This is a genomic window from Myxococcus xanthus (assembly GCF_013116825.1).
Taxonomy (GTDB): domain Bacteria; phylum Myxococcota; class Myxococcia; order Myxococcales; family Myxococcaceae; genus Myxococcus; species Myxococcus xanthus_B.
On sequence record NZ_JABFNS010000145.1, the window covers coordinates 1 to 22,611 of the forward strand.

The 22,611-nt window shown below is 68.6% G+C and carries 18 protein-coding genes; 14 read left to right on the plus strand and 4 right to left on the minus strand.

Annotation, left to right across the window (positions count from 1 at the left end; translation table 11 throughout):
- Positions 1 to 102 precede the first annotated feature (102 nt).
- The 4 genes from HNV26_RS31180 to HNV26_RS31195 all read left to right on the plus strand — a co-directional run bounded on the left by HNV26_RS31180 (position 103) and on the right by HNV26_RS31195 (position 5,679).
- Positions 103 to 663: a hypothetical protein gene (locus HNV26_RS31180; protein WP_171441956.1), complete on the plus strand. Its 561-nt coding sequence runs from the start codon at positions 103 to 105 to the stop codon at positions 661 to 663.
- Between the two features lie 48 nt (positions 664 to 711).
- Positions 712 to 2,622: a gliding motility protein gene (locus HNV26_RS31185; RefSeq protein ID WP_171441957.1), complete on the plus strand. Its 1,911-nt coding sequence runs from the start codon at positions 712 to 714 to the stop codon at positions 2,620 to 2,622.
- On the plus strand, positions 2,619 to 4,217 hold the full coding sequence (locus HNV26_RS31190) for a hypothetical protein (RefSeq protein WP_171441958.1): 1,599 nt from the start codon (positions 2,619 to 2,621) through the stop codon (positions 4,215 to 4,217). The genes HNV26_RS31185 and HNV26_RS31190 overlap by 4 nt, the downstream gene beginning before the upstream one ends.
- 178 nt (positions 4,218 to 4,395) lie before the next feature.
- Positions 4,396 to 5,679 (plus strand): reverse transcriptase family protein, encoded by a 1,284-nt coding sequence (locus tag HNV26_RS31195; RefSeq protein WP_171441959.1) that lies wholly within the window; start codon positions 4,396 to 4,398, stop codon positions 5,677 to 5,679.
- Positions 5,680 to 5,687: 8 nt separating this feature from the next.
- On the opposite strand, the gene HNV26_RS31200 is transcribed toward HNV26_RS31195, so the two are convergent.
- Complete coding sequence (locus HNV26_RS31200; protein WP_171441960.1) at positions 5,688 to 6,107, minus strand: GFA family protein; 420 nt, start codon at positions 6,105 to 6,107, stop codon at positions 5,688 to 5,690.
- A 369-nt stretch (positions 6,108 to 6,476) separates the two neighbouring features.
- On the opposite strand from HNV26_RS31200, the gene HNV26_RS31205 reads away from it, so the two are divergent.
- Complete coding sequence (locus HNV26_RS31205) at positions 6,477 to 7,811, plus strand: KamA family radical SAM protein (protein ID WP_171441961.1); 1,335 nt, start codon at positions 6,477 to 6,479, stop codon at positions 7,809 to 7,811.
- 458 nt (positions 7,812 to 8,269) lie between these two features.
- On the plus strand, positions 8,270 to 9,625 hold the full coding sequence (locus HNV26_RS31210) for a cytochrome-c peroxidase (RefSeq protein WP_253817232.1): 1,356 nt from the start codon (positions 8,270 to 8,272) through the stop codon (positions 9,623 to 9,625).
- A gap of 76 nt (positions 9,626 to 9,701) precedes the next feature.
- Here HNV26_RS31210 and HNV26_RS31215 read toward each other — a convergent pair whose 3' ends face one another.
- Positions 9,702 to 10,199: a hypothetical protein gene (locus HNV26_RS31215; protein ID WP_171441962.1), complete on the minus strand. Its 498-nt coding sequence runs from the start codon at positions 10,197 to 10,199 to the stop codon at positions 9,702 to 9,704.
- A 318-nt stretch (positions 10,200 to 10,517) separates the two neighbouring features.
- Here HNV26_RS31215 and HNV26_RS31220 point away from each other — a divergent pair, with 318 nt between their 5' ends.
- Complete coding sequence (locus HNV26_RS31220) at positions 10,518 to 10,820, plus strand: Mpo1-like protein (RefSeq protein ID WP_171441963.1); 303 nt, start codon at positions 10,518 to 10,520, stop codon at positions 10,818 to 10,820.
- A 16-nt stretch (positions 10,821 to 10,836) separates the two neighbouring features.
- On the opposite strand, the gene HNV26_RS31225 is transcribed toward HNV26_RS31220, so the two are convergent.
- Positions 10,837 to 12,072: an FAD-dependent oxidoreductase gene (locus tag HNV26_RS31225; RefSeq protein ID WP_171441964.1), complete on the minus strand. Its 1,236-nt coding sequence runs from the start codon at positions 12,070 to 12,072 to the stop codon at positions 10,837 to 10,839.
- A 586-nt stretch (positions 12,073 to 12,658) separates the two neighbouring features.
- Here HNV26_RS31225 and HNV26_RS31230 point away from each other — a divergent pair.
- Positions 12,659 to 14,518 (plus strand): bifunctional metallophosphatase/5'-nucleotidase, encoded by a 1,860-nt coding sequence (locus tag HNV26_RS31230; protein WP_171441965.1) that lies wholly within the window; start codon positions 12,659 to 12,661, stop codon positions 14,516 to 14,518.
- 589 nt (positions 14,519 to 15,107) lie between these two features.
- Here HNV26_RS31230 and HNV26_RS38715 read toward each other — a convergent pair.
- Positions 15,108 to 15,365, minus strand: coding sequence for a hypothetical protein (locus tag HNV26_RS38715; protein WP_253817233.1), 258 nt, complete (start codon positions 15,363 to 15,365; stop codon positions 15,108 to 15,110).
- Between the two features lie 395 nt (positions 15,366 to 15,760).
- Here HNV26_RS38715 and HNV26_RS31240 point away from each other — a divergent pair, with 395 nt between their 5' ends.
- From HNV26_RS31240 to HNV26_RS31265, 6 genes are all read left to right on the plus strand, one after another.
- Positions 15,761 to 17,350 carry an invertase recombinase-like protein gene (locus tag HNV26_RS31240; protein WP_366817067.1) on the plus strand — a complete coding sequence of 530 codons (1,590 nt, stop codon included), beginning with the start codon at positions 15,761 to 15,763 and terminating at the stop codon, positions 17,348 to 17,350.
- Positions 17,351 to 17,443: 93 nt separating this feature from the next.
- Positions 17,444 to 17,623, plus strand: a complete 180-nt coding sequence (locus HNV26_RS31245) for a hypothetical protein (protein WP_171441967.1) — start codon at positions 17,444 to 17,446, stop codon at positions 17,621 to 17,623.
- 193 nt (positions 17,624 to 17,816) lie between these two features.
- A complete protein-coding gene (locus HNV26_RS31250; protein ID WP_253817234.1) occupies positions 17,817 to 19,088 on the plus strand; it encodes an SBBP repeat-containing protein in 1,272 nt (423 codons plus the stop codon).
- A gap of 391 nt (positions 19,089 to 19,479) precedes the next feature.
- Positions 19,480 to 21,255, plus strand: coding sequence for a polysaccharide deacetylase family protein (locus HNV26_RS31255; RefSeq protein WP_171441968.1), 1,776 nt, complete (start codon positions 19,480 to 19,482; stop codon positions 21,253 to 21,255).
- A gap of 386 nt (positions 21,256 to 21,641) precedes the next feature.
- The gene (locus HNV26_RS31260) at positions 21,642 to 21,995 is read left to right on the plus strand and encodes an ArsR/SmtB family transcription factor (RefSeq protein WP_171441969.1); all 354 of its coding nucleotides are present in this window, start codon (positions 21,642 to 21,644) and stop codon (positions 21,993 to 21,995) included.
- A gap of 4 nt (positions 21,996 to 21,999) precedes the next feature.
- Complete coding sequence (locus tag HNV26_RS31265; RefSeq protein WP_275955102.1) at positions 22,000 to 22,485, plus strand: SRPBCC family protein; 486 nt, start codon at positions 22,000 to 22,002, stop codon at positions 22,483 to 22,485.
- The last annotated feature ends 126 nt before the right edge of the window (positions 22,486 to 22,611 follow it).

Sequence of the window (22,611 nt, forward strand, 5' to 3'; positions counted from 1 at the left end):
GCGCGGACAGGAGCGTCGCGCCCACCGCGCCGGCGAGCCCGCCCGGTCCGGGTGCCCTTCCCCGCGCCAGGAAGCACCTTGAGCGCGGGAGAGAGAGGGCGGATGAACCGACGACTCAGTGCGCTTGTCCGAAGAGACCCGGCCGAAGTCCAGGGCGCGTATTTCCTGCTGAAGGGCCTGTTGCCCTGGCTCCAGTCGAAGCGGGTCACCCGGCTCACCGGGCCCATCCGCGAAGGCTGGCGGATGAAGACGGTGGGCGGGCTCGCCGGCGCGGTGGGCGCGACGCTCCTGTCCGCGCACCGCCATGGCCGCGTCACGCCGGAGCTCAGGAAGCTGGGCGTCTGGAGCGCGTTCACGCTCCTGGTGGTCGACGTCTCCACGTACGCCACGAACCGGAAGCGGCGCTCCGCCGTCTTCCTGGTCGACGCGGCCGTTCAGGCCGCGCTGCTCGCGGCGCAGTGGCGCGCGTGCAGCCGCATGCCGGTGGTCATCGACGCGCGCGCCTCCAGCCTCCGCGACCCGTCGCGGTACGGCGCGGGCGAGCACGGACGGTGGAACATCCTCCCCGGCGAGTCACGCGACGCGGCGGGCAATCGCGACATCGTCGCCGAAGGCTCCATGTCTTCGTTTCCCGCCAGCGACCCGCCCTCCTACATGGGTTGACCGCTTCGCAACTGGGTCTCCTGGAGCGGCCGGTGTAAACCGGGGAGCGTGAACGAAAGCTGGGAGCGGCGCTTCCGCCGAGAGGTCAAAGAGATGGACGCCGCCCTGCGTGGCGTCCTGTCCCGGACACAGTCTGACGAAGAACTCCGTGCCTCCCTCGAGGAACTGGCACGCCGCCCCGCCTTCCGGTCCTTCACCTGGCTGTGGGGGCCCGCCCTCCACGCCAGGGACCGCGTCCGCTTCCGCCCCCTCATGCTGTCCTGCTTCTCGCCCGGCAGCGTCACCGCCGACGGGAAGTGGGGGAACCCCTGGCTCGGGGAGAATGCCTCCGCGCTGGAGGTCTGGCTCTTCGACGCGGACCGCGCCGACGACGTGGAGATGTTCCGCCGCCTCCTGGACTGGAAGCTCGCGGGCCTTCGCGCCCCCCGGCAGACGGAGTTCTGGCGGACCGAGGTGGTGCGGCGAGTCCAGCAAGCGCCCACGCGCGCGGCGCGGCACACCGAGCTCGCCAAGATGGACATCGGCTGGGGCCGACTGGACGAGCCCACCGCCCTGGCCCTGGACGCGCTGGACGCGGAGGCCGCCCGGCCCTTCATCCTGGAGCATCTGCCATGGAGAGGGCACCGCGAGCGCCAGCACGTGTGGAACACGCTGCGCGAGCGGGCCCAGGCGCGGGGGGACGCGGCCCTGGCCTCCGCGCTCTACCGGCGATGCGTGGATGAGGCCACCTGGTGCCGAGATGCCCTGGCGCTCGCGCGCACCGTCTCGTCCCCGGCCGAGCTGGTCGCCGCGCTGAAGGCGCACCACCCGGAGACGCCCATGCCCGGCGCGGCGCGGCTCTTCGTGGAGCTGGCGGAGGCGCGCGGACGTGACGTGGTGCCCTACCTCCTCGGCCACCTGCAGGCGGTGGCTCCTCGCTGGGGCGCGCTGGGACGAAAGGACGCGAAGGGCTTCCCGGAGCTGCTGGCGCTCGCGCGGGCGCGGGACTGGGACGATGTATGGGGCGCGCTCCTGCGCACCTCGGCCATGGCGGAGACGTATGACGCGGAGGTGCTGCGGCTGGTGCAGGACGACGCATCGCTCCCGGCCCGGACTCGGCGCCGGCTGCTCCAACTTGCGGGCGCGGGCGGCGAATGGAATCTCCCCGGCCTGGGCCTGGCCCGGGTGCAGCCGCTGACGGACGCCACCGCCACCGCCCTGTACGCGCGCTTTCCGGAGCTGGTACGCGGCCCCTTCCGCATGCACGTCGCTTCGAGCTGGCGCGCCGCGTACCCCAAGCTGGTGATGCGCGCGCTGGAAGCGAACGACGAGGACCTGCTGGACTACCTCGCCAGCCGCGCCGCCATGCACCTCCCGGCGACGGGGAGCGCGAAGGAGTGGGAGAAGGTGCTCAACGCGCTGGCCGCGCACTACGAGGCCCTGCCGAAGGAAGGCGGCGTCTTCGCCCGCCGCGCCGCCAACGCGCTGGGCGCCCTGCCCGCCTACTCCATCTGGACCTTCGACGCGCTGATGGAGAAGAACCGGCTGGCGCGGCTGTTCTTCCTCCGCTCGGATGACTTCTACCTGGCCGAGCCCCGCGCCGTGCGCGACCTGCTGGAGGCGCCGCAGATTCACGTCCAGGCGCTGGCCTTCCGGCTGCTCGGCCGCGACTCCGCGAAGGCCCGCGAGGTGGCCGCGCAGAACCTGGACCTGCTCCAGTCCACCCTGCTGAGACCCCTGCACCGGCGCACGCGTCACGCCGCCTTCGACGCGCTGGCCAACGCCGCCGCCCACGGCGTGGAGGCCGCCCGCGTGCTGGTGCCGCGCGTGCGTGACGCCTTCGCGCTGCCGGACTCGCGCTATCCCAAGGAGTCGCTGATGGCGCTGCTGGCCCGCATGCTGGCGCGCTGGCCCGAGCTGCGAGACGCCACGGAAGTCCCCCACGTCTTCGGCCTGCCCGCGAAAGGAGACGGCGCGTGACGGCCTCCAGCTTCCTCTACGCCACGCCCTCCGTGTTCGAGTCCACCCGGGAGCGCGCGCAGCTCAGCCTGTCCGCGGACGTGCACCGCCCCGTGCGTTTCCACGCGCGCGTGGCCCGGGACATCCTGTCGCTCCGGATGGCGCTCCAGGCGCTCGGCGGGCTCATCTGGCAATCGGACGCGTGGGACGAGACGTGGGGCGGCGGGCTGCTGGACCCGCTCATCACCGTGCACCCCGACCGCGTCTTCTTCGAGGCCTTCAGCCAGGACCAGAGCGCCTACGGGCTCGTCATCGTGGACCGCGGCCTCTTCGAGCCCGAGGGCGAGGTGCGCTGCGGCACCACCAACGTGGACTTCACCGCCTGGCTGTGGGCGGCGCTGGCCGAGATGCGCTCCACCCGGGAGACACACCTGCGCATCGGCCCGGAGGGACTCGACGTGCGCACCACCGGCGCGGGCGGTCGCTTCGAACAGAAAGTGGACGTCCCGGAGCCCTGGGTGCGAGGCCTGCTCCAACTCCAGGGCGGCATGGCGATGCCCGGCACCCGCCTGACCGCGCGGCCGGTGGACCTGCTCGCCGCGGTGCGCTTCCTCAGCCACACCAAGGCCAAGGTGTCACCGCGCGCGCTGCGCTACGAACTCCACCCCGGCGAGGACGCGCGGCTGATGCTGGAGCCTTGGGAGCACTCCGTGCCCTTGAAGGGCGCGGCCCACGGGTACACGGCGCCTCGAATCATCCGGGCCTGGGGCCGCCGGCGGCTGCGACTGCTGGAGCCGCTGCTGCCCTACGCGGAGCGGGTGGACATCTACCTGAAGGGCCGCGCGCTTCCGCACTTCTACGTCGCGCACCTGCCCGGCGGCGTGCGCTTCCTGCTGGGCCTGTCCGGGTGGACGGCGAATCATTGGACGAACACCGCGGGCATGGACCTGCTGCTGGAGCCGGCGCGTGACAGCGCGCTGGCGGAGCGTGTGCTCGGCGTGCTGCGCGAGCGCTTTCATGCCTCGACCGAGGACGTGGCCACCGCCCTGGGCGTGGACACGGCGCGGGCCGCGGGAGCCCTGGCGGCGCAATGCGCGGCCGGGCGTGCCCTCTTCGACGTGGAGGCGCGGCGCTGGCGCCACCGCGAGCTGTTCGCCACGCCGGTGGACCTGGGCCGTCTGTACCCGCCTGACGCCCGCCGAGAGGAAGTGGAGCGCCTGGAGGCCGCGGGCGAGGTGGAGGTGACCTCCGCGGCGCCGAGAGAGACGCGCAAGATACGCACGCTGCCCACGCCGGAGGGGCCCGTCACGCGCGAGGTGGTTCACCGGGACTGGGTGGTCCATGGCCGCGCGGGCCCGCAGTCGGGCGTCGAGCTGGTGATGAACGACGAGGACCGTCTCCTCTTCGGCCGGTGCGGCTGCGCGTACTTCAGCGAGCACCTGCTGAACCAGGGCCCCTGCGCACACCTGCTCGCGCTCAGCCGCCTGGCGCGAGCGCAGCGCCGCGAACTCCGCAGCTCCGAGCCCGCCTCCGCGGACGCGCTCGCGGCCCGGGCGGCGGAGGCGGACGCGCGGCGGCGGCCCACGGAGGCGCTTGACCCGGGAGACGACGAATGACGATAACGGCAGGTGCTCTCGGGAGAGGCCAGGGCTCGCAGATGAGCCATGAGTACCGCGGTGTTTCGCCGCGGGGGTGTTCTGTCCCCATCTCTTCGCCAGGGTCCCAGCGTACGCAACGCAGGGAGCCCCGGGTCCAACGCCTCGCAGGTCGTCCCCTGGCCTCTTCCGGAGCACCATGAGCTGGTTCGACACCGCCCTCTCCCGGCTCAAGGGGTTGTTCAGCCGTCCCGTGACGCGGAGCACCACCGGGCTGGACGTGCCGCTGGATGCCCAGGGCCGTCCCCTGGACGTCGTGACGGAGACGGTCTCCACGTCGGGCCCCCTGAAGCCGGGGCACCTGCGACAGGTCCGCCGGGATGCGCGGCTGCTCCCCAAGGGCAACCGTCGCTACACCCCGGGCCGGAAGAAGTGGATGGAGGCCGCCGAGGCCCGGCGGCTGTTCTCCGCCACGCTGCGCACGCGGAACCGGAACCTGAGGGACTTGCTGCCCGACGAGGCACAACTGGCGCGCTACGGCCTGCCGGTCTGGCGCACGGAGGAGGACGTGGCAGCGGCCCTGGGCGTCTCGGTGGGCGTGCTCCGCCACTACAGCATCCACCGCCCGCGCGAGCGGGTGCGGCACTACGTGACCTTCGCCGTGCCCAAGCGCTCCGGCGGCGTCCGGCTGCTGCACGCGCCCAAGCGGCGCCTGAAGGCCCTGCAACGCCGGCTGCTGGCGCTCCTGGTGTCGAAGCTCCCCGTGAGTCCACAGGCCCATGGCTTCGTGCCCGGCCGCTCCATCAAGACGGGCGCCGCGCCGCACGTGGGCCGGCGGGTGGTCCTGAAGCTGGACCTGAAGGACTTCTTCCCCTCCGTCACCTTCGCGCGGGTGCGAGGGCTGCTCATCGCCCTGGGCTACGGATATCCCGTGGCGGCCACGCTCGCGGTGCTGATGACGGAGTCCGAGCGCCAGCCCGTGGAGCTGGAGGGCACCCTCTTCCACGTTCCCGTGGGCCCGCGCGTCTGCGTGCAGGGCGCCCCCACGAGCCCCGCCCTATGCAACGCGGTGCTGCTGCGACTGGACCGGCGGCTGGCGGGACTGGCGCGTCGGTACGGCTACACGTACACGCGCTACGCGGATGACCTCACCTTCTCCGGCGACGACGTCACGTCGCTGGAGCGCGTCCGCGCGCTGGCCGCGCGGTACGTGCAGGAGGAAGGCTTCGAGGTCAACCGCGAGAAGACCCGCGTGCAACGCCGGGGCGGTGCCCAGCGCGTCACGGGCGTCACCGTGAATACGACGCTGGGCTTGTCACGCGAGGAGCGGCGGCGGCTCCGGGCGATGCTGCACCAGGAGGGGCGGTCGGAGGACGGCGAGGCACACCGCGCGCACCTCGACGGCCTCCTGGCCTACGTGAAGATGCTCAACCCGGAGCAGGCGGAGCGGCTCGCTCGCCGGCGCAAACCGCGCGGGACGTGAGCGAGGGCTCAGCTCCGGATGGGCCAGGGCCTGTCGCGCGTCCCGGCCCCCCAGTTGTCATGGCGGCCGTCCCAGTACACGACCTTCAGCTCACCGGGGTCGACGTCGTCCAGACACTGGATATTGACGGACCGGAACTCTCCACCGAGCTCCTCGACGAACCCGGCGGAGAAGCAATGGATGCCGCAGTGCTTGCAGAACGAGCGGAAGTTCGGGCTCGAGCCCTTCCGGAACTCACCCAGGTGCTCCGCGCCCGCGGTGACGCGGAAGGCGCTCGGCTTCGGGTAGGCCTGCGTGCCGCCGACCTTGGTGCAGATGCTGCAATTGCAGCGGCTCACGGGCTCCGACAGATCCATCTCGGCCTCGAAGCGCACCGCTCCGCAAAGACATCCTCCGGTGTAGTGCTTCAGCTTGCTGTCCTTCGACATGGCGGAATCTCCTCCAACGAGTGAAACGACGCCCATGACTTAGGCAGCCCGCATGACAGGGGTATGTCAGGTATCTACCGGCCCGCCGCGGCGGGGGGACTCCCCTGCCCGGAGACTGGGAGACAGCAGAATCCCCGGCTTTCGACACGCTGCGTCACGCCATCACGGACGCAGAGTCGCTGCAAATTGCAACACAAAGTGGAATCCAGGCTGCCCGCTCGCCCCTGAGGGATGACACTTCGCACATCGGCGTGGTAACCGGACTCTCCCTCGTTGGTGGTCAAACGGTGTGCGCTCACGCCCGGCCACCAGCCAGGGCGGCCGCTGTGGACCTCGTGGCCGCCCTGACTACCGCAGGAGAAACGAGACATGAGCGTTATGTCAAACGCAGCACTGGCTCTGTCCACGGGTCGCCGGTACCGGGCCTACACCACGCGACACTTGGACGAGCTGACGACTCGGGCCGGGCTCTCAGCGGAGGAACGGCTCGCGGTGCAAGCGGTGGCGCACGTGCTGCCCTTCCGGACCAACAGCTACGTCGTGGACGAGCTGATCGACTGGGCCGCCGCGCCCGCCGACCCCATCTACCGGCTCGTCTTCCCGCAGGCGGACATGCTGCCCACGGACGACGTGGCGCGCATGGCGGACCTGCTGAGCTCCGGTGCATCCCCCCTGGAGCTGAACGCGGCCGCCAACGAGATTCGCGCGCGGCTCAATCCGCACCCCGCCGGGCAGATGCAGCTCAACGTTCCCAAGCTGGCCAACGAAGAGCCCGTCCCGGGACTCCAGCACAAGTACAAGGAGACGGTGCTCATCTTCCCCAAGCAGGGTCAGACGTGCCACGCCTACTGCACGTACTGCTTCCGCTGGGCGCAGTTCGTCGGGGACGCGGACCTGAAGTTCGCCTCGCGGGAAATCGACCCGCTGGTGAACTACATCCGCGCGCACCCCGAGGTCACCAACGTGCTGTTCACCGGTGGCGACCCGATGATCATGACCGAGGCCGTGCTGGCCAAGTATATCGAGCCGCTGCTGGACATCGAGCACCTGGAGGCCATCCGCATCGGCACCAAGGCGCTGGCCTACTGGCCGCAGCGCTTCGTCACGGATTCGGACGCGGACGACATCCTGCGCCTGTTCGAGAAGGTGGTCGCCTCCGGCAAGAGCCTGGCCTTCATGGCGCATTTCTCTCATCCCAACGAGATGGTCCCCGACATCGTCCAGGAGGCGGTGCGCCGCATCCGGGGCACCGGCGCGGTCATCCGCACCCAGGCGCCGCTCATCCGCACCATCAACGACACCCCGGACACCTGGGAGAGCATGTGGCGCACGCACCTGCGCCACGGCATGGTGCCGTATTACATGTTCGTCGAGCGGGATACGGGTCCGCAGGACTACTTCGCGGTACCGCTCGCCGAGGCCTACGACATCTTCCGCAACGCCTACCAGAGCGTGTCCGGACTGGCGCGCACGGTGCGCGGCCCGTCGATGTCCGCCACGCCCGGCAAGGTGTGCGTGGACGGTGTAGCGGAGGTTGCGGGCGAGAAGGTCTTCGTCCTCCACTTCATCCAGGCGCGCGACCCGGAACTCGTCGGCCGGCCCTTCTTCGCGAAGTACGACGAGAAGGCCTCCTGGCTGTTCGACCTCAAGCCCGCGATGGGCGCCCCCCACTTCCCATGGGAGGAGCCGTCCGCGCAGTCGTAGCCGCCACGCGGCGGGGGGCCCCAATGGCCGGCCTCCCGCCCCGGGCGCATGCCCTTGGAAACGGACGCGGAGGGTCCACATCAGCGTCAGACGCCTGGCCTCCACCAGCGTCCGCGGGTACGGCAGCGGGTTGGGAACCTGCGGCCGCGCGGTGCGCAAATCCAGCAGAGTCGCGCCCGCACCTCGCATCCGCTCTGGAACCCCCAGCTTCGACTCCCGTCAGGGCCCCGACGTCCCGCCCGGTCGCGTTCTAGCGCAACAGTCACGAGGCCGCGCAGCGGAAGGGGCAGCCCTTCGTCTGCGGTGGGACACCCGATGCAGCCTCCGGGTTCCCACTCGCCACTTTCGTGCTGGGCCGCGCCACCCGGGGGACACCTGCCGTGGGCTTCCGGCCCATGGTTGGCGTCGAGAGACGCGTGCCATCTTCGACGTCGCCTGACAACAGGGGGGCCTCGAAAATGGCGCGAAACAGAGGTGGATTGTTCCTGATGCTATCGCTGGGTGGGGTGCTGGCATGCAACGCCGCTCCTCTTCCAGAGACGCTCCCGGGAGAGGCCCCCCCGGTCCCAAGCAGCGGGGAAGGTGGGCTTCCTGGGACGCCCGAGGACAGCGAGGTCTCGGCCATCTTCGAGGACACGCTTCGACGGGAAGATGCGGCGAAGCACGGCGGACTGACGCAGGTGGAGCGGCTCGGCAAGCTGCTCTTCTTCGACCGTCGACTCTCCGAGCCAAGGGGCCAGGCCTGTGCTGTCTGTCACGGGCCCGACACGGGGTGGACGGGCCCAAACCTCCTGATCAACCTCACCGGCTCCGTCTACGAGGGCGCCGTGAGAGGCCGTTTCGGCAACCGCAAGCCGCCCTCGTCCGCATATGCCACCCAGGCCCCCATCCTCCATCTCGCTGACGCCGGGCAGTCCGCATTCATCGGAGGTAATTTCTGGGACGGCCGTGCTACCGGCGAGAAGCTGGGCAACCCTGCGGCGGACCAGGCTCAGGGCCCATTCCTCAACCCGCTGGAGCAGAACAACCCCAACGCGGCCACGGTGGTGGCGAAGGTCTGCGATGGGCCGTATGGAAAACTCTTCCGTTCCGTCTACGGCGCGAACATCTGTCGCGACGTGCCGCTCGCGTACGATTCCATCGCGAAGGCCATCGCCGCCTACGAAGGGTCATCCGAGGTCAACGCCTTCTCGTCGAAGTACGACGCCTACCTGGAGGGGCTCGCGGAACTCACCGGGAAGGAGAGATGGGGGCTGAGGCTGTTCGAGGGCAAGGCCCGCTGCAGCAACTGCCATACAAGCCAGCGCGGCCCCAATAACGAGCCTCCGCTCTTCACCGATTACGGCTTCGACAACCTCGGAGTGCCTCGCAATCTGCTCAATCCCTGGTACTGGGAGTTCCAGTTCAACCCGGAGGGGCCATTCTGGGTCGACCTGGGTCTGGGCGCCTTCCTGCAGACGCGGTCTGACTACGCGCCCTATGCCCGGCCCAACCTGGGCAAGGTAAAGATCCCCACGCTGCGGAATGTGGACAAGCGCCCCTACCCGGCCTTCGTCAAGGCATACACTCACAACGGCTACTTCAAGAGCCTCGAATCCATCGTCCACTTCTACAACACGCGGGATGTGCTGCCCGTATGTGTCGCGGGTGACTCCAATACCCCCGGCGTGGATTGCTGGCCTGCTCCAGAGGTGGGGTTGAACATCAACACCGTAGAGATGGGCAACCTGGGGTTGTCGCCTCAGGAGGAGCAGGCCATCGTCGCTTTCCTGGGGACTCTCTCGGACGGGTACTACGAGCCCACGGCGGATTGAGAACACCTAACGAAAGTATGGGCTGGGGTAGTCACTTGCCCTGGCGTGGTCGCCTGTCCTGCGCATGCCCACCTTATCACTGCTTGGTAGCCAGGAGGGGACAGTCTGGGCCGCAGGGCTCCTTCTCCCAGACGAGGATGAGGCCGCCGTCGTCGCAGCCTTTGCACCCCTCTCCGTCGCATTCCGGGCAGTCCAGCGCGTCGAAGTTGTGCTTCTCCTGCAGGTGTTCCATGGCCGCGAGCGCCCCCGGCTTCGCCGGGTCAGCATTATCCAGAGTGAATATCGCGGTGACATGTTCCTGCTCGTCCTTCACGTCGCTGTCGTCCCCCTGGACGCGTGACGAGAGGAACTTGTGGAGGCCTATCCTGACGACATCAAGGACGAACAGCACCACCAATAGAACGAGCAGGAAAATCCCCTGGTTCTGCACCAGGTAATCCAGGTCGATTCCGAGGAACGTGTTCGTCCATATGGCTTGAACGATGAGCATGGCGAAAAACGCCACGAACATAGGGGCCCGTAGCGAGAGAGCACGGATTGCCCACCGGGAGATTCTCTCCGAAGTCATTTTCATGTCGCGTTGTCCTAGAGCGTGACTTTTCCGTCGCCGAAAGCCCGCGGGGCTTAGCACACGGCCCAGGGCCCGGCGCTCATCCTGAACACACGGCGCGCCGCACCTGGAGGTGCCACCGTCAAATCAGATAGCCCCAAGGCGTTGAGCTTGAAGACCATCAACAACGTCCTCACGGCGCGAAGCAAGATGCTGCACGGCGCCACGGAGCAGGAAGCGAGTCTGTGACTTCCAGCATCTGACGCCCGTGACGCCTCCCTGACCAGGCGAGCACCCACCCGGCACCTTCCTCCTGGGGCGCACGGTGCATACCGTGACGTCATGCTCGGCGACCGTCCCTGGGAGGAGTGGATTTCGGAGTACTCGAAAAGCCACACCCATGCAGTCAACCGTCTGTTTCATACGGTGGGCATTCCGATGATTGCGGCCTCGGTCCCCCTGGCCGCCGCATCCCCGTTCGTCCCTCGCCTCTGGAAGGTGCCCGCCGCCCTCTTCGTCGTCGGGTGGAGCTTCCAGTTCGTGGGCCATGCCTTCGAGCGCAAGCCCCCTGAATTCCTCAAGGACTGGCGCTTCCTCTTCGTGGGCCTGCGGTGGTGGGCCGCGAAGGTGGCGGGCAAGGCTTGACGCCCGCCTGAATCGCTCAGGCCCTGGGAGGCGCCGCCGGCGTGCGCACGTGTTCGGGCCGTACGCCCATGCCCACCAGGCGCGCCGGAATGCGCCGCAGGAAGGGGACGTGCTGAATCAGCCACAGCGGCAAGGGAAGCGCGGTGGACGCCGCCGGGCCTCGCAGCGCGGGCCCGAGCACGCGATTCTGGATGAGGACCTGGGCCCGCTGGGTGACACGCGTGGGCCACTCCCGGCGCTCCTGGACGCGCCGCAGGTCCATGGGCGTCACGTGCCGGGCGAGCAGTGGCCCCTCGAGGATGTTGGCGGCGGCCACCGCGTCCTGCACCGCCAGGTTGATGCCGACCCCGCCCACCGGTGACATGGCATGCGCCGCGTCGCCAATGCAGAGCAGGCCTGCCTGGTACCAGGTGCGCAGCCGATCCACCCGCACGGTGAGCAGCTTCACGTCGTCCCACGTCGCCAGTTCGTGGGTCCGGTCCGCCAGAAAGGGCGCCATCCGGGCGAAGTCCTCGCGGAAGGCCGCCAGCCCGGCCTCGCGCAAGGCGTCGAAGCTGCCCTTCGCGATGACACGCCCGCACTGCCACGAGTCGCCCCGGTTGATGAGGACGAAAATCTGCCCCTGCTCGAAGCGGCCCATGGGGTCCTCGGGGTCTTCGGGCTTGCGCGAGACACGGAACCAGAGGACATCCATGGGCGCGCCGAGGACCTCCACCTCCAGGCCGGCGCGCTGGCGCACGACGGAGGTCCGGCCATCCGCCGCCACCACCAGCGCTGCACGGACCTCCAATGAGCCCGTCGGCGTCCGGGCCTGGACGCCGACGACACACCCCTTCTCACGCAACACATCCGTCACTTCCGCACACCGGCGCAGGTGGAAACACGGGAACTCGGCGGCCTTCCGCGCGAGGAAGTCGAGCAGGTCCCACTGCGGCATGAACGCGATGTAACGCGCGCGCGTGGGCAGGTGAGAGAAGTCTCCGACGACCACGTCATGGATACCGCGCTGGAAGCGCAACACCGGCGCCTTCTGATGCGGCAGGGCCAGGAGCTCCTCCAGCCATCCCAGCTCGTGCATCAGCTCCAGGGTGGAGGGGTGGATGGTGTCGCCACGGAAGTCACGCAGGAAGTCCGCGTGCTTCTCCAACACCGTCACCTCCACTCCCGCCCGTGCCAGCAACAAGCCCAGCATCATCCCCGCCGGGCCTCCTCCCACGACACAACACTGCGTGGTGCGCACCTCGTCAGCCATGTCAGTCCCCCGCCATGTCAGCCTCAGGCAGCAAGAGTCTACGAACGCCCCACCCGGAACGACCAGACCTTCCAGGACCGAACGTCTCTCCCTGACAGCGACGCGCTTCAGGGGGACGCTTCTCCGCGCGCGAGAAACAATGTCATTTCAAACCCGACATGACACGGCGACGAGTCGTCTGCCGACGCCGACAGAGAGTGCCTGAAACAATGGCTAACAATGCGCTGTGAATCCCAATGGAATTCACGGACGCCGGCCGCTGGCTCGAAACCCGGTGCGTGTCCGCGAGAGCGGGGCGGCCCTGGCCGGAGGTGAACCATGGGCTGCCCGGCGCGTGTTCAACTGCGCCAAAGTCGGCCTGCGTCAATTCTCACTCCGTGAGATTTCAACTCAACGAGCATGGCATTCCGCAACGCCGCGCTCCCGCGTCCCGAGAATCCCAGCGCCCCTGGCGGGGGATTTGAGAGCCGCCGCCCGAGCGAGCGCCTGGCGAAACCGCCCCGCGCCAGGAATGACAGAGCCATGAGTTAGGGTCTCACCTTGCTGGGAGATTCTTCCCGGCATTCAACTTTGTAGAGGTTTCCTGATGCGTTTTCCTACCTGGGCGCGCGCGTTGCGCACGACTTCACTTTGCCTCGTGGGTGCCTGCTCGCTGTTGACGGCTTGCGACTCCAGCGAAGATCCAGGGCCCGGCAACGAGCCCCCGCCCGACACCACCCCTCGTACGCTGACGCTGCTGCAGACGAGCGACCTGCACACGAACATCTTCCCGTGGGACTACTTCTCCGGGAAGCCCGACGCGAAGCGCGGCGTCGCCAAGGTGGCCACGCTCGTCAAGCAGGAGCGGGAGAAGAACCCGGACTGCACGCTGCTCGTCGACACGGGCGACACCATCCAGGGCTCGCCGCTGGGCACCTACTATGCCCTGGTGGACAACGCGCCCCAGCATCCCATGGCCGCCGCCATGAACGAGATGGGCTATGCCGCCATGGCCCTGGGCAACCACGAGTTCAACTTCGGTCTGGACGTCCTCAACAAGTTCAAGAACGAGGTCAACTTCCCGCTGCTCGGCGCCAACGTGCGCAACTCCGCGGACGGCTCCGAGGCCTTCACGCCCTACGTCATCAAGACGGTGTGTGACGTGAAGGTCGGCATCCTCGGCCTGGTGACGCCTGGCGTGACGACGTGGGAGCGCGCGGAGAACATCGCCGGCCTGCGCTTCGATGACCCGCTGCAGACGGCGAAGGACTACGTGCCGCGGATGAAGGAAGCCGGCGCGAACGTGGTGGTGGTGGCCATCCACAGCGGTCCCGACCGGCAGCCGACCGGCAGCGCGAGCAACCCCCAGTCCTGGCTGGCCGACTACGCGGATGATTCGAAGTGGGCGGACCGGGGCAACCTCCCTGGAGAGAACCAGGCCGTCCAGATTGCCCAGCAGGTCCCCGGCGTGGATGTCCTCCTCACGGGCCACACGCACCAGCCCATTCCGAAGATGCTGCTGCGGAACGTGGACGGTAGCGAGGTCCTCCTCACGCAGCCCAACCGCTGGGGCAGCCACCTGGCCGACGTCCAGCTCCAGGTCACCTGGGATGGCGAGCGATGGGGCGTGAGCACCCATGACGCCCAGCTCCACGTCGTGGACGACACGGTGGCGGCGGATGCCGCCGTCACCCAGAGCACCCAGGTCCACCACGACACGACGGTCGCCTATGTGAACCAGAAGATTGGCACCACCACCGGCGTGTTCCCGGGCGGCTTCGCCGGACGCTACGTGGACGGCCCGCTGGGGGACCTCATCAACATCGTGCAGGAGCAGGCCGCGCTCGAAGCCGGTTTCGCCGTGGACCTGTCCCTGGGCGCCATCTTCACCAACGATGTCTCGCTGCCCGAGGGCGACGTCACCCTGCGCGACGCCTACAGCGTCTACATCTACGACAACACGCTGTACGTCATGGAAATCAACGGCTCCATCCTCCGGCGCGCGGTGGAGATGAACGCCAACTACTTCACCACCATTGACCCGGCCAACCTGCCCCCGACGCCCGCGGAGGCGAAGGCCACCTCGCCCTCCATCGCGGACTACAACTGGGACCTCTACTCGCACATCGAATACGGCTATGACTTGACGAAGCCCGCGGGTTCGCGGACCACACACCTGCGCTTCAAGGGCAATGAAGTCACCGACGACCAGGTCTTCATCGTCGCCATCAACAACTACCGCGCGGGCGGTGGTGGCGGGTACAGCATGTTCAAGGAAGGCCGCGTGCTGTGGACGTCCGCGGATGGCGTGCGGGACTACGTCGCGCGCTACCTGCAGGAGAACCAGGGGCTGTCGCCGGACGCGGTGAACACCTGCAACTTCACGCTCGGGCCCGACCTCTACACGCCGTACTACGCGGCCACGTTCGGCCCGGCGAAGTGCCTGACCGTGGAGACCGTGGAATAGGCACACGCTGATTTCACGCGGGGCCGGGCACACGCCGTTCAGGTGCGCCCGGTCTCCAGCGCGAAGCTCACTTGCGCCGGGGCGAAGCGGGTGCCGCCTGCTCCTGCGTGCCTGAGATGTTCTGTGGGGTGGCGAGCCGCATGTCTCCCTCGGGCGTGATGACCACATCCGCGCCCAGGCATGAGACGAAGAGGCGCCCATCGGATAGCAGCCCTGAGCGTCGCGGCGCCCCCCGGGAGTACCCGCCGCGGCTCCGCCACGTAGGCCCCGTCACGGGGAACAATCCGGTACAGCATCCCGATGAGCGCGTCAGTCGCGCCTGTGAACTGGATGTAGCCAGGCGTTCGCGCCGCGGCGAAGCCCAACTGAGGGTCCTCGTTCTTCAGAAGCGCGACAACCGCACTGCCCGCCCCCTTCCCTCGCTCGCGGAGTTCCGCCAGGTCGCGAAGCAGGTACACCGTGGGCTTCGTGCGCAGGTGCTCGACGAGGAAGGCGATGGCACGGGGGGTTCCAATGCGAGCGATGGCGGGAGGAATCCATCCGTCCCCATGAAGCCGGGCCTGGATGAGGGCACCGAGGTGTTCCTCGGTCAGCCCTTCGAGGTCACGCAGGACGTAGCCCGCGAAGTCACGAATGGGCTCCGATTCCTCCCTGAACAGCGGGAGGAGGTACGGAATCGCCGCCGCGCCATGCGGCTTGCGAGTTCTTGCGCGTCCGCGCCGATTCCGCCGCTGTCATCGACGACCTCGGGGATGCGCTCCACGAGCTGCTGAAGCGACGTGCTGCCGCCAGGCACGGGGGCGCTGGCCAGCGCGAGCGCGACGATGAGCACGGCGTTCAAAGACATGACTCCAGGACGTGAGCGAGGGATGAATCCCCGACGCCAGCCCATCCTGGTGGAAAAACGGCGTGAACATCACGTGTCGCCGAAGCTGCTGAAGTTGCGCGCAGCCCGCTCGCGGTCGCACGACCTTGGTCTCCAGGTGCGCCATGTGGGGCTTTCCGAGGAAGAACGCGCCCACGCAGCGCGGAAGAACCAAGAAAGCATCGGACTCTCCGAATTCTTCCACGCCATGAGGCAGACACAGCGCCACCGGGGGGCCGGCTCGGTCTCGCTTGCGGGAAGTGTGGTACGAGAAGCCAGTTTCCGCGAACCGGAGGATTGCTTTGACGTTGTTTCGAGTGTGTCTGACTTCGCTGCTGGTCTTCGTGGCCGCCTGCGGGGGGGATTCGGATCCCGTAGTGACTCCTGACGCCGGCCAGACGCGACCGGACGCGGGCGGCGAAACGCCGGACGCGGGGGAGGAGACGCCTGACGCCGGTGAGGAAACACCGGACGCGGGTGAAGAAGCGCCGGACGCGGGCGAGGAGCTCCCGGACGCCGGGAGTGAGACGCCCGACGCCGGCAGCGAGACGCCGGACGCGGGCGAGGAAACCCCCGATGCCGGGAGTGAGACGCCGGACGCCGGGAGTGAGACGCCGGACGCGGGTGTGGAGCCCGCGGTGAGCGTCATCGACAACTGGGGCTTCGAAGAGTGGCCCGGTGCGCTTCCGGAGATGTGGCTCGGGAGCAAGTCGAGCATCACGTCGGACAGCGTGCAGAAGGTGACCACGAACGCCTTCGAGGGCGTGAACGCGGTCCGCCTGACCAACACCTCGGGGACGCACCGGCGCTTCACCACCGGAGCGAAGTCGATGCCCGCGGGCCGTTACGCCTGCACCTTCCAGGCGCGGGGGACTGGTGAAGTCCGAAACGCCTTCTTCGACAACGACTACTCCAGCTACTCGTCCTACACGTCCGTCGACAGCGCGACGTGGACACAGGTGGCGTACAGCTTCAACCTCGCCAACGACGTCTTCGACACCTTCGAGCTCATCTTCAGCATCCGCAACACCAGCGGCGAGCACCTGAGCATCGATGACGTGCGCTGCGCGCGGGCCGCCGAGCCGTGTGACGCGGTCAGCTGCGAGTCCTGGGAGCGCTGCGTGAATGCCACCGCGACCTGCGAGCCGCTCGCCGGCCGGTGCAACGCTGCCGAGGACTGCAGCGAGTGGCAGGCCTGCGACGAGACGAACACGTGCGTGGTCGCCGCTGGCCGCTGCACCCGCCACGCGGATTGCGCGGGGACGCCGGAGACGCCGGTCTGTGATACGGCCAGCCACCTCTGCGTCGAGGGCGACCCTTGCGCCGGCGTCGTGTGCAACCACCCGGCGACGAGCTGCAACCCCACGAGCGGCGTGTGCGAGCTGTCCGCGGGAGCCTGCTTCACCACGTACGACTGCGTCGGTGAGCTGCCCGCCTGCGACACGGCGACCGGACGCTGCGTGTCCGCCGACCACCCTGCGAACATCATCCTCAATGGTGGATTCGAAAACTGGACCACCACCTACATTCCCTACCACGGCAACCATCTCATCCCGGACTACTGGTACGGGCTCGACAACGGCATCGCCGACCCGGGCACGGAGATCAGGCCGTCGCGACTCGTGCGCTACACGGCGGCGGTGCATGGCGGTTCGTCGGCGCTGCAGTTCGTGGTCCCCATCCAGGTCGCCGAGCGCTTCACGCTCGAGAAGTTCAACATCCCGAGCGGCAACTACTCCTGCTCGTACCGGGTGCGGGGCCACGGCACCATCCGGCATCGCAGCTACTCGAGCGCTGGCTGGAGCCCGGCCACCGACTTCCTCACCGTCGACAGCGACGAGTGGAAGCCGGTGTTCTTCCGCATCACGGGCAACGTGCGTGACTGGCGCCTGTTCTTCTATCCGAGCCGCAGTGAAGCCGACCGCGACCACCTCCAGGTCGACGACGTCGTCTGCACGAAGGACTAGCGAGCCGCGGCGAAGGACCGCGGGCCTCCAGGCCCGCGGTCCACCTCCCCCCGCCCGGTGCGCTCAAGAGGGAGACCTGCCTCCGGCGTCCCCATGAGCCGCGACGCCGGGAAGGCGCATCAGGCGTGGCGATGCGCCCAGGCCGAGCTGGCCACGATTGTCGCGGCGAGGCCCGCCTGCCACCCGCTCCGCGGGCTGAAGATGAAGTCACCCCGCGAGTTCCGTACTGCCAACGCGACCCTCCCTGAGCTGTCTGATTTGCCGGAGGGGTGACTCCAGGGTCCATGACACCTCAGCCCCGGGTCAGACACTGTCTCTTGCGTGTCTTTCGTTACCCATCTTCCGCGCGCCCGTATCTCGTGGTCTTGCAGAGCTGCCGTGGTGACAGACTGCTCCCCCCGGAGCGGACGACAGGCGTCCTCCCGGCGCCACGGCTCAGTTCTCCCACTGAGAAATGGAGTTCGTGATGAAACACCCTCTCTTGAGCATGTTCGGGCTCGCCGGCATGGTCTTCGCCTCGGGTGCGCCTTCCATCGCCGAGGCACAGGTCCCACCTCCGTCCTGGGTGCGCCAGCTCGGCGCCCACCACGACGAGCAGGCCCACGCCGTCGCCGTCTCGGGTACGAGCGTCTACGTGGCAGGCCAGACGACCAGCCAGCTCGGTGCCGACCCGCAAGCCGGCGGCCAGGACGCCTTCATCGCCCGGTATGACCCCGCCGGCAACCTCCAGTGGGTTCGCCAGTTCGGCACCGCGCGGAATGACCGCGCCACCGCGGTGGCCACCGACGAGGCCGGCAACGTGTACGTGGCCGGCACCACCTTCGGCAGCCTCGACTTCTACACCAACGCGGGCGGCGTCGATTACTTCATCGCCAAGTACGACGCCGCCGGCAACCGTCAGTGGCTGCGCCAGAACGGCACGCAGATGGACGACTTCGCCACCGGCCTCGCCATCAGCGCGCCCGACAAGCTCTTCTTCACCGGCTACACTGGCGGCAGCTTCGCCAACGGCGGCAACCCCAACAACTACGACATCGTCGTCGCCCTCTACGACACGGCGGGCAACCCGTACTGGCTCCAGCAGTACGGCACCTCCGTGAGCGACATCGCGCGCGGCGTCGCCGTCACGCCCACCCACGAGGTCTACGTCGTCGGCAACACCTACGGCAGCCTCGACGGCGCCACCACGCCGGTGAGCACCGACATCTTCCTGCTCAAGCTCAACATCCTCGGCGCCCAGCAGTGGGTCCGGCAAATCGACGCGGGCGAGCTCGATGACGCCAAGAGCGTCGCCGTGGGCCCCGACGGCGGCGTCTACCTCGCTGGCGAGACGTTCGGCAGCCTCGACGGCAACGCCAACAACGGCACTGTCGACGTGCTACTCGCCCGCTACGACAGCGCCGGAAACCGCCAGTGGAGCCGCATGCTCGGTGGCGCGCAGACCGACTCCGCGTTCGGCGTCTCCGTCACCGCGAACAACGTCGTGCAACTCGTCGGCTCCACCTCCGACGCGCTCGATGGCAACCCGTCCACTGGCTCCGTCGACGCCTTCCTCACCCGCTACGACGCGCTTGGCACCAGGTTGGGCACCCGCACCCTGAGCACTCCGTTCCAGGACATCGCGCGCGGCGTGGCCGTGGATGCCTCCGGCAACGCCTACGTGGCCGGCACCACCTTCGGAAGTCTCGGCGGCAACAGCAACGCCGGCGGCTACGACGCCTTCCTCGCTCGCTTCTGATTCGACTGGAACGCCATACGGCCCGTGCCGACGCGTACTCCGGACGGACACCGGCAACGCCCTTCGCGGGAGCCCGACGCGGCGGGCGCGGCAGCCTCGCGGCAGACACCTGCAGCTGCTCCCGCGCCTTCCCGCGTTCGCCTGCTCTGCCGCTCGCGCACCTCGGCGGTTCCGCTCTCGAGGGCTCGCTCTCCAGCCGCCCCTTGCGTGCCCCCCTGCCTGCCTCCAGCTGCGACGCGAGGGTGTGAGGCAGCGCTGCTGTCGCCATCCCCCTCGTCCGCGAGGGAGCACTCCGGTTGCGCCTGGGTCCGCCCAGCCTCAAAACGTGAGGGGACGGGGCGCAGGGGGGCCATCGCGAAGAGGTGCGTCGTGGCCTGGGACTGGGGGGAACATGCGAGCAAGGCTCAACGCGCGGGCGGGCACCTGCCTCCTCGCAATGGTGCTGGGAGTGTGGAGCGGAGGGGCGTGGGCCGAGGCGCCAGGGGCGCGGACGGTCGTCACGCTGGCCTTCGACGACGGAGTCGAGGAGCAGCGCCAGGTGCTGGATATGCTTTCGGCTTCGGGGCTGAAGGCGACCTTCTTCATCATCAGCGGGCGAGTCGGCCAGAAGGGATACTTGAACCTCGATGACCTGCGCCGCATGGCCGCGGCCGGACACGACATCGGGGGACACACGCTGCAACACATGGATCTGGTGTCGCTGACACGCAAGAACCAACGGCGGGAGATTTGCGAGGACCGCCTGCGACTGCTCAGCTGGGGCTTCTCCCCCACCGCCCTCGCCTTCCCCTTCGGTTCGAATGATGTGGAGGTGAACCAGACGGCAGCGGCGTGCGGATACAACGCCGCGCGCGACGTGCGGGGCCTGGTGGATACCTGTGGCTCCTGCCCCACGGCCGAGACAATCCCTCCGCGCAACCCCTACGAAATCCGCACGGCCTCGACGGTGACGCGCCACGACCGGCTGGAGCAGATGCAGGCGTGGGTCACCACGGCGGAGGCCGCGGGAGGGGGCTGGGTGATCGTCGTCTTCCACTTGGTGGATCCGAACTGCACCGGGCGCACGTATTGCGTGAAGCCCGACGTCCTCCGGGAGTTCATGGGCTGGCTCTCGCAGCGGGCACCGATGGGGACAGAGGTGCGCACGATGCAGGACATCCTGGGCGGTGCGACGCGGCCCGCGGTGCACCCCGTGCCCCTGCCCCCCACGGCCACGCTGAAGAACCCCTCGCTCGAGGACGACGAGAACGGCGACGGCGTGCCCGACTGCTGGCAGCTGGGCCCCGTCCACGGTGGCGCCGTGCGCGCCGAGCGCTCAACCGAGGCGCACAGCGGCGCCTGGTCCTACCGGCTCGAGCGCGTGGAAGCCTCCGGGGGCGCCGCCTCGCTCCAGGTGCTGCGCGACGACGGCACCTGTGCACCGGCCGTGACGCCAGGGAGCGGTTCGCGGGTGAGCGTCTGGTACCGCGCCAGTACGCCGCTGCACCTGGAGGCGGCCGTGAAGGGGGCGGATGGGACGTGGAAGGTGTGGAACCGCGGCCCGAGCCTGCCACCCACGGAGACTTGGACGGAGGCGTCATGGGAGCTGCCCATCGCACTGCCGGCCGACGCGTTCGAACTGAGCGTGGGCGTCGCCCTGGAAGGGGTGGGCTGGGCGCTGGTGGACGACTTCGGGCTGGCGGATGCGACGGCGCCCGCGGCGCGCCTGGTCCTGGACGCACCGGCCGGTGGAGAGGACTTCGTCGTGGGCCAGGACGTGGAGGTGAAGTGGTCCACGCTCGGCGAGGTGCGGACGCTGGACGTGGCGTACTCCACGGAGACGAGCGCGAGCTGGGTGCCGATAGCCACCTCGGTGGAGAACACGGGGCACCTCATCTGGCGCGTGCCAGACGCGCCGAGCCGGGAGGCGCTGCTGCGCGTCGCCAGCGCCGAGGATGAAACGGTGTCGGGCATCAGCGCGCCCTTCCGCATCCTGCCCGGGGCCCCGCAGCCGGGCATCGTGGAGACGCCCCCCGAGGGGGCCCGTGGTGACGGGCAGGTGAATGGCGAGAGCGGTGGTTGCGGGGGATGTGCGGGCACGGGTACGGGGCAGTTGTTTCTCGCGGTGGCCGGCGGACTCATCGCCCTCTCGCGTTCGCGAGCCAGGAGGAGGCAGCGGAAAGAGTGACGCCTGAACCCGCTGCGAGCCGGGTAACGCCTCGCAGCACCTGCCGCCCTCCTCAAGAACGAGCGGCCAGGGCCTCAGTGCGGTACTCCATGGGAGCGCGGCCCCATCCACCGGCGCCGCGCTCCGCCTCGCTGGCCGGCCGACGCCGCGTGAGCATGAGCGCGATGCGGCGTTCGCCGAGCTCGCGGCCCAGGCCACGCGCCTGGGCCGCTGTCAGATGACCGCGAGCTGATGACAGGCACGACCTTGCTGAGCGACGGCGGCGACACGCGCTGAGTACGCGGCCGCTCCTCGGGAACACATGGGCCGCGGTTCCAACTTTCGACGCGGCCTGCGCATCCAATATTCCTTGACGGGAATATACCCAACAGGGAATATACGACCTCGTGATTGAGACCTTCACGGCGCTCGCCGACCCGAACCGCTTTCGCATCGTGGAATACCTGCTGGGGGGCGCTCGCTCGGTGGGTGCCATCGGAGAAGCGCTGAACCTGAACCAGCCGCAAGTGTCGAAGCACCTGCGCGTGCTGAAGGAGGCCCGGCTGGTGGACGTGGAGGCGCGCGCCCAGCAGCGTCTCTATGGCCTGCGGCCCGAGCCGCTGCGCGAACTGAACGCGTGGTTGGAGCGCTACCGCGACATCTGGGACCAGCGGCTGGAACAGCTGGACTCGCTCATCGAAGAACTCAAGACGCAGGACCTGGAAGCAGCGCAGCGACATGCTCGCAAGAAGAAGGGATGAAGTGATGAGCCTTACGTCAGTGGAGTTGGAGTCGGACCGCACCATCGTCATTTCTCGCAAGTTCAATGCGCCCGCGCGCATCGTGTTCGACGCGTGGACTCGCGCGGACCTGGTGAAGCGCTGGTGGGCGCCGAAGGCCCTCGGCGTCACCATGGCGAGCTGCGAGGCGGACGTGCGCGTTGGCGGCGGCTACCGTTACGTGCTGCGCAATCCGGACGGCGGGGAGGTGGCCTTCTCCGGCCAGTACGCTGAAATCACTCCTCCCTCGCGGCTCGTGTACACGCAGGTCTTCGAACCGATGGCGGACGCCGGTTCGGTCACCATCACCGTCACCTTCGACGAGCGCGACGGAAAGACACACATGGTCTCCCGCGAACTGTATCCATCCAAGGAAGTACGGGAGGCCGTCCTCGCGTCCGGCATGGAGCACGGCTTGCGCGAGACGATGGAGCAGCTCGACGCGCTCGTGTCGTCACCGGGCCTCGACTGATAGCGGGGTGCGGATGAAGGGAGCAGGCGGAGGGTGTTGACGGAGTGAGGAGGTATCGCCTGCTATGTCCGGTACGCATTCGCTCGACCTGCGCGAGCGTGTCATCGCAGCCTGGCAAGAGGGCGA